General features: G+C 69.4%; 13 protein-coding genes and 1 other RNA gene. 6 read left to right on the forward strand and 8 right to left on the reverse strand.

Annotated elements, in window-relative coordinates; all coding sequences use genetic code 11:
* Positions 1-33: 33 nt before the first annotated feature.
* From folB to ffs, 6 genes are all read right to left on the reverse strand, one after another.
* A complete protein-coding gene (gene folB / locus ACZ5BM_RS05095) occupies positions 34-435 on the reverse strand; it encodes a dihydroneopterin aldolase (protein ID WP_498910294.1) in 402 nt (133 codons plus the stop codon).
* Positions 432-1,226: an SDR family oxidoreductase gene (locus ACZ5BM_RS05100; protein WP_498910295.1), complete on the reverse strand. Its 795-nt coding sequence runs from the start codon at positions 1,224-1,226 to the stop codon at positions 432-434. The genes folB and ACZ5BM_RS05100 overlap by 4 nt, the downstream gene beginning before the upstream one ends.
* A 28-nt stretch (positions 1,227-1,254) precedes the next feature.
* Entirely contained in the window at positions 1,255-1,845 is a 591-nt protein-coding gene (recR, locus tag ACZ5BM_RS05105) for a recombination mediator RecR (RefSeq protein ID WP_498910296.1), read from the reverse strand.
* Positions 1,846-1,861: 16 nt separating this feature from the next.
* Complete coding sequence (locus tag ACZ5BM_RS05110) at positions 1,862-2,185, reverse strand: YbaB/EbfC family nucleoid-associated protein (protein ID WP_498910297.1); 324 nt, start codon at positions 2,183-2,185, stop codon at positions 1,862-1,864.
* Between the two features lie 24 nt (positions 2,186-2,209).
* Positions 2,210-4,264 carry a DNA polymerase III subunit gamma/tau gene (locus tag ACZ5BM_RS05115; RefSeq protein WP_498910298.1) on the reverse strand — a complete coding sequence of 685 codons (2,055 nt, stop codon included), beginning with the start codon at positions 4,262-4,264 and terminating at the stop codon, positions 2,210-2,212.
* Positions 4,265-4,286: 22 nt separating this feature from the next.
* Positions 4,287-4,384, reverse strand: an RNA gene (gene ffs / locus ACZ5BM_RS05120) — signal recognition particle sRNA small type.
* Between the two features lie 106 nt (positions 4,385-4,490).
* Here ffs and nudC point away from each other — a divergent pair.
* Positions 4,491-5,396 (forward strand): NAD(+) diphosphatase, encoded by a 906-nt coding sequence (gene nudC / locus ACZ5BM_RS05125; protein ID WP_498910299.1) that lies wholly within the window; start codon positions 4,491-4,493, stop codon positions 5,394-5,396.
* A gap of 10 nt (positions 5,397-5,406) precedes the next feature.
* Here the strand turns inward: nudC and ACZ5BM_RS05130 are convergent, their stop codons facing one another.
* Positions 5,407-7,131, reverse strand: a complete 1,725-nt coding sequence (locus tag ACZ5BM_RS05130; RefSeq protein ID WP_498910300.1) for a methyl-accepting chemotaxis protein — start codon at positions 7,129-7,131, stop codon at positions 5,407-5,409.
* A gap of 157 nt (positions 7,132-7,288) precedes the next feature.
* Here ACZ5BM_RS05130 and ACZ5BM_RS05135 point away from each other — a divergent pair, with 157 nt between their 5' ends.
* Complete coding sequence (locus ACZ5BM_RS05135; RefSeq protein WP_498910301.1) at positions 7,289-7,792, forward strand: OmpA family protein; 504 nt, start codon at positions 7,289-7,291, stop codon at positions 7,790-7,792.
* A 35-nt stretch (positions 7,793-7,827) separates the two neighbouring features.
* On the opposite strand, the gene ACZ5BM_RS05140 is transcribed toward ACZ5BM_RS05135, so the two are convergent.
* Entirely contained in the window at positions 7,828-8,703 is an 876-nt protein-coding gene (locus ACZ5BM_RS05140) for a prephenate dehydratase (protein ID WP_498910302.1), read from the reverse strand.
* A gap of 88 nt (positions 8,704-8,791) precedes the next feature.
* On the opposite strand from ACZ5BM_RS05140, the gene ACZ5BM_RS05145 reads away from it, so the two are divergent.
* The 4 genes from ACZ5BM_RS05145 to ACZ5BM_RS05160 all read left to right on the forward strand — a co-directional run bounded on the left by ACZ5BM_RS05145 (position 8,792) and on the right by ACZ5BM_RS05160 (position 13,503).
* Positions 8,792-9,694, forward strand: coding sequence for a c-type cytochrome (locus tag ACZ5BM_RS05145; protein WP_498910303.1), 903 nt, complete (start codon positions 8,792-8,794; stop codon positions 9,692-9,694).
* 133 nt (positions 9,695-9,827) lie between these two features.
* Entirely contained in the window at positions 9,828-10,613 is a 786-nt protein-coding gene (locus ACZ5BM_RS05150) for an inositol monophosphatase family protein (protein ID WP_498910304.1), read from the forward strand.
* A gap of 82 nt (positions 10,614-10,695) precedes the next feature.
* A complete protein-coding gene (serA, locus tag ACZ5BM_RS05155; protein ID WP_498910305.1) occupies positions 10,696-11,940 on the forward strand; it encodes a phosphoglycerate dehydrogenase in 1,245 nt (414 codons plus the stop codon).
* 72 nt (positions 11,941-12,012) lie between these two features.
* On the forward strand, positions 12,013-13,503 hold the full coding sequence (locus ACZ5BM_RS05160; protein WP_498910306.1) for a YifB family Mg chelatase-like AAA ATPase: 1,491 nt from the start codon (positions 12,013-12,015) through the stop codon (positions 13,501-13,503).
* Positions 13,504-13,507: the final 4 nt, after the last annotated feature.

A 13,507-nucleotide genomic window follows, 5' to 3' on the forward strand; every position in this document is an offset into this window, starting at 1 on the left:
GCATTCGTTCCACCCAAACGGACAGCGACGCGATCAGCCGCGCCGCTGCACCCGCTCGATCTCCACGCCCACCGAGTCCAGCTCGGAGAACACGTCCAGCTTTTCCACCCGAACCCGGACGATCTCCACCCGGCTTTCGCCCAGAACCGCGGCGGCGATGCGTTCGGCCAGCGTTTCCACCAGGCGCACATGGCCTTCGTCGATGATCCGCTGCACCAGATGCACGACGCGTTCGTAGGACACGGTGCGGCTCAGATCGTCGGGCCCGACCTCCACCGCATCGTCGTCCACCACGCCGAAATCGATGTTCAGCCGCACGCGCTGCTGCACACCCATCTCGTGCGGATACACGCCGATATGCGCCAGGGCGACCAGATCGCGCAGGAACACACGTCGCAGGCGGGGATGCTGCGGCCAGGGCGGAAACACGCTCATTCCTCCGGGACCTCGCCGCCGCGCGGCGCGGGATGCCACTGCAGATGCTGCCCGCCATCGAGCGCCAGCATCTGGCCGGTAACGGAGGGCAGGCACAGAAGCGACATCATCGCCCGGGCCACCTCGCCAGGGCTGGTGCCGCGCCGCATCGGCACGCTGTCGCATTGCCGGCGGAATTGATCCTCGCTCTGACGGGGGCTCGGCATGGCGGGGCCGGGGCCGATCGCATTCACGCGGATGCCGCGCGGCGCCAGCGCCAGGGCCATACTCTGGGTGAGAGCCCAAAGCCCGGCCTTGGACACGGTATAGGACACGAAATGCGGCGTGAGCGACCAGACGCGCTGGTCGAGCATGTTCAGCACCATGCCGGCCGCACCCTCCGGCAGAGCCGCGGCGAAATCCTGGATCAGGCGGAACGGCGCACGCAGGTTCGGCTCCATGTGCCGGTCCCAGGACGCGCGATCGGCATCGTCGATCTCGTCGCGCTCGAAGGTGCTGGCGTTGTTGATCAGAACCCCGATCGGCCCCACCGACGCGACGGCACGGGCGAACAACCCCTCGGTCTCGGCTTCCCGGGACAGATCGGCCGTGACGAGCGCGCCGCGCACGCCGCGATTCTCCAGCGCTTCGAGCGTTTCCGCCGTGCGGTCGTCCTCCGCGCGGGCATGGATCGCCACGGCGAACCCGGCCTCGGCCAGGGCCAGGGCCATGGACCGACCCAGGCGCGCGGAACCGCCGGTCACCAGGGCCGCGCGCGGAATATCGTCGGGAATCGGCCAGATCACGCTCATGCCCGCTCCCTGACGATCCGGTTCGCCCTCATGATCGCCGCGCGAGCAGGGCGGCGGCAAGGGTGCCGTCGTCCAGCACGTCGAGGGCGCCGCCCATCGGCACGCCCTGGCCGACGCGGCTCACCGTGACGGAGAAGGCGGACAGGCGCTCGGCCAGCCAATGGGTGGTGGTGGCGCCTTCCACCGTGGCCCCCAGCGCCAGGATCACCTCGCGGACCCCGCCCTCTTCCAGGCGCTGCAGCAGCGGTCGGGTGGAGAGGTCGTCCGGCCCGGTGCCGCCCAAAGGCGACAGCGTGCCGCCCAGCACATGGTAGAGGCCGCGATGCACGGAGGCGCGTTCCAGCGCCCAAAGATCGCCCACGCCTTCCACCACGCAGACGATCGACCGGTCGCGGCCGGGATCGGTGCAGATCGAGCAGGGATCGCGACTGTCCAGATTGCCGCAGGAGGAACAGGTGCGCACGGAACGCGCCGCCTGCTCCATCGCGCTGGCCAGGGGCAGCAGACGGGTCTGCGGCTGTCGCAGCAAGGTCAGCGCGGCCCGGCGCGCGCTGCGCGGACCGTAGCCCGGCAGCCGCGACAGAAGCGCGATCAGACGTTCGATCTCCGGTCCGCCCATGCGGGACGGCGCCGGTTCAGAACGGCAGCTTCAGCCCCGGCGGCAGGTTCAGGCCGCCCGTCACCTTCTGCATCTCGGCGCTGGTGCGCTCTTCCAGATGGCGGCGCGCCTCGGCGTGGGCGGCGACGATCAGGTCTTCCAGCATCTCCATCTCAGACGGATCGGCCAGCTTGGGATCGACCTTGATCCGCTTCAGATCGCCCTTGCCGCTGAGCGTGACGGTGACCATGCCGGCGCCGGCGGCGCCTTCCACCTCGATGGTGGCGAGGCTCGCCTGCATTTCTTCCATCTTGGACTGCATCTGGCTGGCCTGCTTCATCAGGCCTGCGAGGTTCTTCATGGTGCGGATCTCCGTTTGGGGTTCTCAGCCGTCCGACAGGTCGTCGAGCCCGACCGACTCGGCCCCTTCCGGGGCGAATTCCATCTCGGGCGGCCCGTCCTCGGCCAGCAGCGACTCCGATTGCTCGGGCGGCAAGGCGTAGTACTCGTCCAGGCTGCGATCGGAAACCGGGCCGACCACGGCGCCCGGAAACGCGGCCAGGATCGCCATCACCAGGGGGTGGGTTTCGGCGTCGCGATCCAGATCGGCCTGCACCAGACCGGCCTGCTGCGCCAAGGTCGGCTCGCCCGGCTCGTCGCGGACGATGACGATGTTCCAGCGCGTGCCGGTCGCTTCGAACAGCACGGCGGCGAGCTGCTGCGACAATTCGCGCGGGGTGCGTTCCTCGAGGGCCAGCTCGATCACCGGCGGCCGGAAGCGAACCAGATGCGCGCAATGCATCAGGTTGCCGTGCAGGGTGGCGAGACGCTGGCTGTTCACGAACGCTACCACCTCGCGCCAGCTCCGCAGCGAGGGCGGCTCGGCGGTGGCTCCGGCCGGAGTTGCGTCCGGCGCCGGAACGGGCGGTTCCGGCAGTACCGGCTCCGGCGCGCGCAAGGCCGCCCCGCCGACGGACACCAGCTGCAGCGATGCGGACATGGCGGGCGCACCGGCCGGGCTCGACTCCGGGGCGAGGCTTCGCGGCGCGACGGCCGCCGGACCGGACGCTTGCGATACGGCTCCGCCCGCGCTTCCGCCGGGCAGAGACGGCGACGTGCGCGGGGCGACGGCACCCGCCCCCTTCGTCTGGAGCTGCCGCACCAGCTCCGCCGGCGTCGGCATGTCGGCGACATGGCACAGGCGGATCAGCACCATCTCCGCCGCCTCGCGGCGATCCGGCGCGGCTTCGATCTCGCCCACGCCCTTGAGCAGCATCTGCCAGGCACGGCCGAGCACGGGGACGGACAGTGCATCCGCCAGGGCGGCACCGCGCACGCGCTCGGCTTCGGGCAACTCGTTGCCGCTTCGCAAGGCCGGGATCGATTTCAGGCGCGACACCGTATGGATCAGCTCCAGAAGATCCTGGAGCATCTGGCCCAGATCGGCGCCGCGCGCGTGCGCCTGATCGGTGATGGCCAGAGCCGCATCCGCACGGCCGGCCATCACGGCTTCCAGCAGATCGAACACCAGCCCGCGATCGGCCAGGCCGAGCATGTCGGCCACCTGCTCCGCACCGATCTCGCTGCCGCCCTCGGCCGGCCCCTGCGCGATCGCCTGATCCAGCAGCGACAGACCGTCGCGCACAGAGCCGTCAGCGGCGCGGCTGATCAGCGCCAGCGCATCGGCGGACAAGGCCGCGCCTTCCTTGGCGGCGATGCGGGCGAAATGGGCGGAAAGTTCGCCGATCGACACGCGGCGCAGATCGAAACGCTGGCAGCGCGACAGCACCGTGACCGGAACCTTGCGCAGCTCGGTGGTGGCGAAGATGAACGTGACCTGCGCGGGCGGCTCTTCCAGCGTCTTCAGCAACGCGTTGAACGCGTTGCGCGACAGCATGTGCACCTCGTCGATGATGAACACCTTCATCCGCGCCTGCATCGGCCGGAAGCGCGTCGCCTCGATGATCTCGCGCACGTCCTCGATGCCGGTGCGCGAGGCGGCATCCATCTCCAGCACGTCGGGATGGCGGTCGGCGAGAATCGCGGTGCAGTTGGCGCACACGCCGCACGGATCGGCGGTGGGGCCGCCGGTGCCGTCGGGTCCGACGCAGTTCAGCGCGCGGGCGATGATGCGGGCGCTGGTGGTCTTGCCGACGCCACGCACGCCGGTGAGCATGAAGGCATGCGCGACGCGGCCGAGCTCGAAGGCGCGGCGCAGGATGCGCACCATCGCATCCTGGCCGATCAGATCGTCGAAGCGCGTCGGCCGGTAGGCGCGCGCGAGAACGCGATACGGCTTGGCCGGAGCAGCGGCAACCGGAGTCTGGGCGGCGGCGGTGGCGGCGACGGGACCGGGCTCGCCGAACAGGCCGGGCCCGTCATCGGGCGGCGGTTCCGGAAGCGCGTTCTCGGGCAGATCGTGGTCGGGATCGTCGATCATGCGCCGGGCCGGCATGCGAAAGGTGGGAGGCCGAACAAACGACCCGAGCGGAAACTCACTGCGGCTGCTTCCTTCCGGACCTGACCGGGTTGGCAAGGCGCCCGTCCGCTGCCGACCTCCCGAGGCGGGTCTTAACACATCTTCCGGGGTGGGCAACAAGGGGCTGTCCGGCGACACACGGTGAAATACCGCACACCGTCCGGCGACCGATCGGGGAGAACAAGCGATGCCGTTCACCTTCTACAGCGGCGGCGTCCATGACCGTGGCGCCAACGATCGCGAGAACGACGCCCGGATCGAACACTACAGGCAAGACCCGGCCGCACGCTTCATCCCGCTCTGGCACGGCCTGCATGCCTTCCGGCGCGACACGCCGGAGAAGACGCCCGTTCTGTTCATGCCACGACGCGACGCGTTTCCGCCCGGCGCGGTCGACTCCCTGCCATGGACGTTTCTCGGCACCGACGCGTCGGGCCCCGTATTCTCGATCGATCTCGATGTTCACGACGATCCGGCGTTCCTTCTGCCGCCCGACACGCCCGTTTTCGAGCCCTTGCGGCCGGTTGCCGGGTCGCTGCCGGCGGAACAGCCGGCTTTGGTGGCGCAGGCCAGGGGCATGCACCATTGGCGGCGGCAGAACCGCTTCTGCGGCGTGTGCGGTCAGCAGGTCCAGGCCGAACACGGAGGGCATCGGCTGCACTGCCCGGCAGGACATCTGCATTTCCCGCGTACCGATCCGGTGGTGATCATGCTGGTGCGTCATGGCGATCGGGCGCTGCTGGCACGCGGCGTCCGTTTCCCGCCCGGACTGACCTTGTCCGCTCTGGCCGGATTCATCGAACCCGGCGAAAGCGCCGAGGAGGCGGTGGCACGCGAGGTCTGGGAGGAGGTGGGACTTCGCGTGCGCAACGTGCGCTATCTGGCCAGCCAGCCCTGGCCGTTTCCAGGCTCTCTGATGCTGGGCTTCCATGCCGAAACCGACGATGTCGCGCTCACCGTCGACAGCAACGAGATCACCCATGCCCGCTGGGTGACGCGCGCCGATGTACGCGCTGCCGACCCGGCGGACTTCACCCTCCCCGACCGCACGGCGATCGCCCGCCTGTTGATCGAGGAGTGGCTGAACGGCTGAGCCGGCCGGCTCAGGCCGCCTTCACCTGGCGGAGGAACTGCGCCACCTCCCGGTTGAGCGTTTCCGCCTGCTGCGACAATTCGCCGGCCGAAGACAGCACCTGGGCCGCGGCGGCGCCGTTGTCCTGGGCGGCCCGGCTCACCTCGGCGATGTTGCCGGTGACGAGACGGGTGCTGTCCGCCGTGCGCTGCACGCTGCGCGCGATCTCCCCCGTGGCTGCGCCTTGCTGCTCCACGGCGGCGGCGATGGTCACCGCGCCGGCGCTGATGTCGCTGATCCCCGTGGTGATCGAGGCCAGCGCCGATACGGCGGCTTCCGCCGCGGAGCGGATCTGGGACACCTGCTCGCCCACACCCTCCGTCGCCTTGGCCGTCTGCTGTGCCAACGACTTCACCTCGGACGCGACCACGGCGAAGCCCTTTCCGGCCTCCCCGGCCCGTGCGGCCTCGATGGTGGCGTTCAGCGCCAAGAGGTTGGTCTGCGCGGCGATCGACGAGATGAGCTCGACCACCTGCCCGACGCGGCCGGAAGCGTCGGCAAGATGCGTCACCACGACATCTGTGCGCTGCGCCTCGTCGGCCACGCTGGATGCCCGTTCCGCCCCTGCCGCCACCTGGCGGGTGATCTCCTGCACCGAGATCGAAAGCTCTTCGGCCGCCGACGCCGCGTTCTGCACGCCCTCATCCGCGGCATGTGCCGCGCGCGCCGCTTCGCCGGACTGCGCGCCGGACCGCTCAACGGTCACCGACATGGAACGCGCCGTCGCTTCCAGCTCGGTCGACGCAGAGGCCAGCATGCCGACCATCTGCGCCACCTTCTGTTCGAAGCCGCCGACCAGACCCTCGACGACGCTGGCACGCTTTTCCTTGGCCGCGCGTTCGGCGTCCTGCGCCGCAGCCATCTCCTCGGCGCTGACCATCGAGTCGCGAAACACCGCAACCGCATCGGCCATCTCGCCGATCTCGTCGCCGCGCCCGGTTCCCGGGATGCTGACGGCGAAGTTCTTTCTGGCCAGCGACCGCATCGCGTCGGTCATGCCACGCACCGGATGGGCGATCAGACGCGTCAGGACCACGGCGATGACGCTGCCCGCGAGCGCCACGAACGCGATGCCCAGGATCGTGAACCACCAGGTGCCGCTGTAGACCGTACGGGACAGTTCCGCCGCGTCGTTGCCGTGATGCCGCACATAGGTCTGATCCCAGGCCAGAAAATCCCGCATCACCCCGTACTGGCGCGCACCGTCGCCGAACACGAACGCCCGCGCAGCCTCGGTCTGGTTGCCGCGCACCAGGGAGGCGATCTTGTCGGCATCGGCGAACAGGGGGGCAACTCCCGGGTCGTAGAGCGTGGTGAAGCGGTCGCGCTCCAGACCGTCATCGATCACCGAGTCATAATCCTTGCGCGCCTGCGTCACGGCCTGTTCCGCCGACCCGATCGCCGCGGCGAGCCGGTCGCGCGCCGCGGCATCGGCAGGGTCCGACAGGACCGCATTCAACTCCGCTTCTCGCAGGGCGCCGACGGCAAAGCGCAGCTGGCCGGTATCCATGGCGCTGGGGAGGTAGTTGTCGCGGACCTGCTCCACCACCGCATTGACCAGACCCAGGCGATACAGGGAGAAGAAACCCAGCCCCATGGTTAGCAGGGCCATCGCGGCGAAACCCGCCGAAAGCTTCCTGGATAAACTCCACGCCCCGGCATAACCGGACGTCCGAACCATCGCCCCGCGGCCCATCTCGCTGCTCCTCTCAAGTGAGCGCGGACTGTGCGCGATACAACTTAAGCGATCGTTACCACCCGTCCCGGTTCGTTCCGGTCACATGTTTTGTGTTCGAACTATGCCACTTCGTCCCACGCCACGCGTTTACGACGCACATCGCGAGGAGGGAATCATGGGTCTGGACCGTCTTTCCAGGATGGCGCGTTTGCTGACGGCCGCCCTGGCCGCCGCACCTCTGGCCGGCTGCGTCGGGGAAGGCGTGGCCTACGGTCCTCCGCCGCCCGCACGGGTCGTCTACGTGCAGCCCGCGCGCTACTCGATCCCGGCCGACGTGCTGTTCGCCTTCAACAGCGCCACGTTGCGTCCCGAAGCGTCCGCAGCCCTGGCGCAGACGCTCGCCTCCATCCGGCAGGCAATCCCCGCACCGATGATCCGCGTGGAAGGCAACACGGACTCGATCGGCAGCGACAGCTACAACCAGCGACTGTCGCTGCAACGCGCCAGGGCGGTCGCGAACTGGCTGGAAACGCAGGGCATCCCGCCGGGCGCCATCACCACGGTCGGCAATGGCAAAAGCAAGCCCGTGGCTCCCAACACCCTGCCGGACGGGCGCGACAACCCGCAAGGCCGCGCCCTCAACCGCCGCGTCGATCTGATCGCTACCCCGTCGCACTGACAGGCGGGCTCCGGCGGGTCACGCCCGTCGGAGCTTCAGTCGCGGAAGGACGATCGCGGGTAGGTGCCCAGGATCAGCACGGTGTCGGAGAAATAACGCAACTCGGACAAGGCGTTACGCATCGGCTCCGTGTCCGGATGCCCATCGGTGTCGAGCAGGAACATGGTGGCCGTGAAGCGACCATCCTCCATGTAGCTTTCCAGCCGTGTCATGTTGACGCTGTTGGTGGCGAAACCGCCCAATGCCTTGTAGAGCGCGGCAGGAACGTTGCGCACCCTGAACAGCAACGTCGTCATCACGTCCGGCCCCGGTTCCGGCACCATCCGGTCGCGCGCCGCCACATAGAACCGCGTCGTGTTGTGCGCCGCATCCTCGACGTTGCGACGCAGCACCTCGAGCCCATGCAGTTCGGCCGCGAGTTCGGAGGCGATCGCGCCGTCCTCCTTGTTGCCCCAGCCCGCCACCAGCCCGGCGGCACCCGCGGTGTCGAACTCGATCACCGGTTCCAGCCCCAGCTCGGCGATCAGCCCCCGCACCTGCCCCATCGCCACGGCATGCGTGTGCAGCCGCTTCAGATCGGCAGGCTTCGTCCCTGGAACCGCCAGAAGACAGTGCTCGACCCGCTGGAAATGCTCGCCGACGATATGCAGACCGCTGCCCGGCAGCAGGGTGTGGATGTCCGGCACACGCCCCACCAGACTGTTCTCGCAGGCCAGCATCGCCAGCCCGGCGCGGCCCGCATGCACCGCCTCGATCGCGTCGGCGAAGGTCGCGCAGGGCAGTGTTTCGCGGCCCGGAAAGGCGTTCCGGCACGCCAGATCGGAATAAGCGCCACGCATTCCCTGGAAGGCGATCGGCCCGGGAACGGCGTGGAGCGCGACATGGGGCGCCGGCTGGGAAGCGGTGGACATGGGTTCGTTCGGGGACCGGGTTGTTCGGGCGGGCTGCATCCCATAGGCTCCGGACAACCGCAAGCATGGGCCGGAACCGCCACTGCGCGTGGCCGGTCCCCTCCAGGCGCGGTATGTCCCGATGTCGTTCTCCTCGTTCCACAGGATCGCCGCCGCCGCGATGTGCGCCGCCATCGCCGCCGGCGTCTGCGCGACGGTGGCCGTGGTCGCGGTGCCGGACACGGCCCCGCCCCGGCCTGCCTTCGCCATCGCGGGCGTGGACACGCCGCCTGGGCCCCGAACCGCCACGGTTCCGGTCGCCGACCGTCTCGCCCATGCCTCCGCCGAGCACGGCGCGGTCCTGGCGCAACAGAACTGCGCCGCCTGCCATAGCTGGGTGGACGGCGCCCCGGCCGGTGTCGGACCCAACCTGTTCGGCGTGGTGGATCGCCCTGTCGCGAGCGTCGGCTCGTTCCATTATTCGCAAGCCTTGTCGGCGCTGGGCGGGCGCTGGAGCGCCGATCGGCTCGATGCCTGGCTGCTGAACCCGCAAGCGATGGCGCCGGGCACGCTGATGGGGTTCGCAGGCCTGCCGGACGGGCAGCAGCGCGCAGACCTGATCGCGTTTCTGCGCACGCAAGCGCCCAAGCCGGGCGAAAGCCGCGCCGATGCCGCCGCATTCGAGGCGATGGTGGCGAAGGCCGACCCGAAAGCGGGCGCGGAGCTGGTTGCCGGGCAGTGCGCCGCCTGCCACACGGTGGACAAGGATGGCGGCCCCGGCGCCGGCCCTGCTTTGTGGGGCGTGTTCGGACGCGGCATCGCCCAGGGCGCCGACTTCACCTATTCCCCCGCCCTGTCGGCGCATCACGGCAGCTGGACCGTCGCCACGCTCGGCGAATGGCTGGCCGGCCCGCAGGCCTTCGCACCCGGCACACGGATGGGCTTTCCCGGCATCGCCGACCCGGCCGCACGCGCCAATGTGGTCGCTTATCTGAAGACGCTGCACCCGTGACGCCGGCTGGACGCAGACGGCCCGTGTCGGGCCGGCTCCCCGCCAGGGTCGCGCCGAACGGCGTCCCGTCCGCATCCGCCCAGAGGCACCCCAAGAGGACCGCCAAGAGGACCGCTCCGGCGGAACCGCTCCAATGACCGACCGCATCCTGCTCGACACGGCGATCGCCGCAGCCGACCTGGCCCGCAGCGTGATCCTGCCCTTCTTCCGCGCCGGCGTGCGAGCCGACGTGAAAGGCGACGAAAGCCCGGTGACGATCGCCGACCGCGACGCCGAACAGGCGATGCGGGCGCTGCTGCTCGACCGCCTGCCGGAATGCGGCGTGCTGGGCGAGGAGTTCGGGCTCGATCGCCCCGAGGCGCGGCTGCGCTGGGTGCTGGACCCGATCGACGGCACCCGCGCCTTTCTCACCGGCCGCCCCACCTTCGGCACGCTGATCGGCCTGCTCGACGACGGCGTGCCGGTGCTGGGCATCATCGACCAGCCGGCGACGGGCGAACGCTGGATCGGCGTCGCCGGACAGCCGACCCGTTTCGAAAGCACGCTGGGCGGGTGCGCCGGCACCCGCGCCTGTGCCGCCCTGGCGGATGCCGAACTCTCCTGTACCGATCCGGCGATGATGACGGACGACAACGCCGCCCGTTTCGCCGCCCTCCAGGGCGCGACCAGACGCACGAGCTGGGGCGGCGATTGCTATGCCTACGGATTGCTGGCGCTGGGCCAGATCGACGTGATCGCCGAGCGCACCATGAAGGTGTGGGACTGGACGGCGATCGTGCCCGTGGTGGAGGGCGCGGGCGGCCGGGTCACCGACTGGCACGGCCGTCCCCTGCGTCCCGACAGCGACGGCACCGTTCTGGCCGTGGGCGACGGGCGTTTGACCGCGCCCGCGGCGTCCCTGCTCCAGGGTGCGCGATAGCAGCCATTCGCCCCGCCCGGCTACACGGCGGAAACGCTTTGTCCTAACCCCCGTAGCTTCGAAGAACAGCGAGCACCGTTCGATGGCCAGTCCCCTTTCCTTGTCCAAGGACCGGATCCGCGTCCTGCTGCTCGAAGGCGTGCATGACAGCGCGGTGGAGACCCTGGCCGCGAGCGGCTACGCCAGCGTCACCCGCCATGCCGGCGCGCTCGACGGCGAGGCGCTGCGCGCGGCGCTGGACGGGGTGCATGTGGTCGGCATACGCAGCCGCACACAGCTCACCGAAGAGGTGATCGCCGCCGCGGACAAGCTCGTCGCCATCGGCTGCTTCTGCATCGGCACCAATCAGGTGGCGCTCGACGCCGCCGCCAAACGGGGAATTCCGGTCTTCAACGCGCCCTTCAGCAACACTCGCAGCGTGGCCGAACTCGTGATGGGCGAGATCGTCATGCTGATGCGCCGCATCTTCCCGAAATCCGTCTCCGCCCATGCCGGCGGCTGGGACAAGTCGGCCGCCAACAGCTGGGAAGTGCGCGGCAAGACGCTGGGCATCGTCGGCTACGGCTCGATCGGCTCGCAGCTTTCCGTGCTGGCGGAAGCGTTCGGCATGCGGGTGATCTATTTCGACACCATCGGCAAGCTGGGCCATGGCAACGCCACCGCCGTGCCGACCCTCGCCCGTCTTCTGGCCGAAAGCGACGTGGTCAGCCTGCACGTGCCGCAGACGCCGGATACGAACCTCCTGATCGGCGAAGACGAGATCCGCGCGATGAAGCCGGGCTCGTTCCTGCTCAACAACGCACGCGGCAACGTGGTCGATCTCGACGCGTTGGCCCGTGCGCTCGATGACGGCCACCTGCTCGGCGCCGCGATCGACGTGTTTCCGGTCGAGCCCGGCAACAACAAGGAGCGCTTCTCCTCGCCGCTCCAGGGCCGGGACAACGTGATCCTGACCCCGCATATCGGCGGCTCCACGGCGGAAGCGCAGGAACGCATCGGCGTCGAGGTGGCGACCAAGCTGGTGGAATACAGCGATGTCGGCGCGACGCTGGGCGCGGTGAACTTCCCGCAGGTGCAACTGCCGCCGCGCCCGCGCGGCACGCGCTTCATGCACGTGCACACCAACACCCCGGGCATCCTGCGCCGCATCAACGAGATCTTCTCCGAGGCGCAGGCCAACATCGCCGCCCAGTTCCTGCAGACGGACGGCGAGCTGGGCTACGTGGTGGTGGAAGCCGAGACCGATCGTGACGACGACGCGGCGATCCTGGCCAAGCTGCGCGCGCTCGACGGCACCATCCGCGCACGTTTGCTTTACCAGCGCTGAGCGGGCCGCGCCGTTAACCGGCGCTTAAATCGGCGACCCATAGGCTTCGGATCGTTCTGATCCGGAGCCCGCATGACCATCGCCTGCGTCAAGAGTTTCGCCTTCGCCGGCATCGATGCGATCCCGGTGGATGTGGAAGTGCAGATCGCCAACGGGCTGCCGGCATTTCTGCTGGTGGGCCTCGCCGACAAGGCGGTGGGCGAAGCGCGGGAACGCGTGCGTGCGGCACTGACGTCGATGGGGCTGGCCCTTCCGCCCAAGCGGGTGCTGATCAATCTGGCGCCGGCCGATCTTCAAAAGGAGGGCAGCCATTTCGATCTGCCGATCGCCCTGGCGGTGCTGGCGGCGATGGATGTGCTGCCGAGACACGAAGTGTCGAACTACGCCGCCGTCGGCGAATTGTCGCTGGACGGGCGGATCAACCCGGTCTCCGGCGTGCTGGCGGCGGCGATGGGCGCTTCCGAGCGCGATCTGGGGCTGGTCTGCGCGGCGCAGCAAGGCGGAGAAGCTTCCTGGGTCGGCCGGATCGAGGTTCTGGCCGCCCCCGATCTTCTGTCGCTGGTCAACCATTTCCGGGGCGAACAGGTGCTGAGCCCGCCGGTCCCGCCCGGCGCCGCCGAGGTGCCGAACCAGCCCGATCTGGCCGACGTGAGGGGCATGGAGACCGCACGGCGTGCGCTGGAGATCGCCGCCGCCGGATCTCATTCGTTGATGATGATCGGTCCACCCGGAGCGGGAAAATCCATGCTGGCCGCACGCCTGCCGGGCATTCTGCCGGACCTGTCGGTCGCGGAAGCCCTTGAGGTCAGCACCATCCACAGCATCGCCGGGCTGCTGCAGGACGGAAAGCTGGTGACGCGCCCGCCCTTCCGGGAGCCGCATCACTCCGCCAGCCAGGCGGCGATCGTGGGTGGAGGGCCGAAGGCGAAACCGGGCGAGGTCAGTCTCGCGCACAAAGGCGTTCTGTTCCTCGACGAGATGCCCGAACTGACACGGCAGTCGCTGGAAGCTCTGCGGTCGCCGATCGAGACCGGGCGCACCACCGTCGCGCGGGCCGCTGCGCACTACACCTACCCGGCCCGGTTCCAGCTCGTCGCAGCGATGAATCCGTGCCGGTGCGGCCATCTCGGCGATGCCGGACGCGAATGCAAGCGGGCGCCCCGTTGCGGCGAGGAATACATGTCCAAGCTGAGCGGGCCGCTGCTGGACCGGATCGATCTCACCGTGGAAATGACGCCGGTTTCGCCCGGCGAGATGTCGCGCGCCCCGAAAGGCGAAGCCTCCTGCGTGGTGGCCGACCGCATCAAACACTGCCGGGCCCGACAGATCGCCCGTCAGGACGGACTCTGCAATGCCGAAGCCAGTCCGGACCGATTCGAACTGGACGCCGCCGCCCGCGAGCTGGGCGAGCAGGCTGCGGATCGCCTGGCCCTGTCGGCACGCGGTTTCACGCGGATGCTGCGCGTATCCCGCACCATCGCCGATCTGGCCGGAAGCGACCGGGTGGAGCCGCTCCATGTCGCGGAAGCCCTGCGCTTCCGACGCCGTCCGACGGCGGCATGACCGC

The organism is Lichenicola sp. GTC18331, from assembly GCF_055386855.1.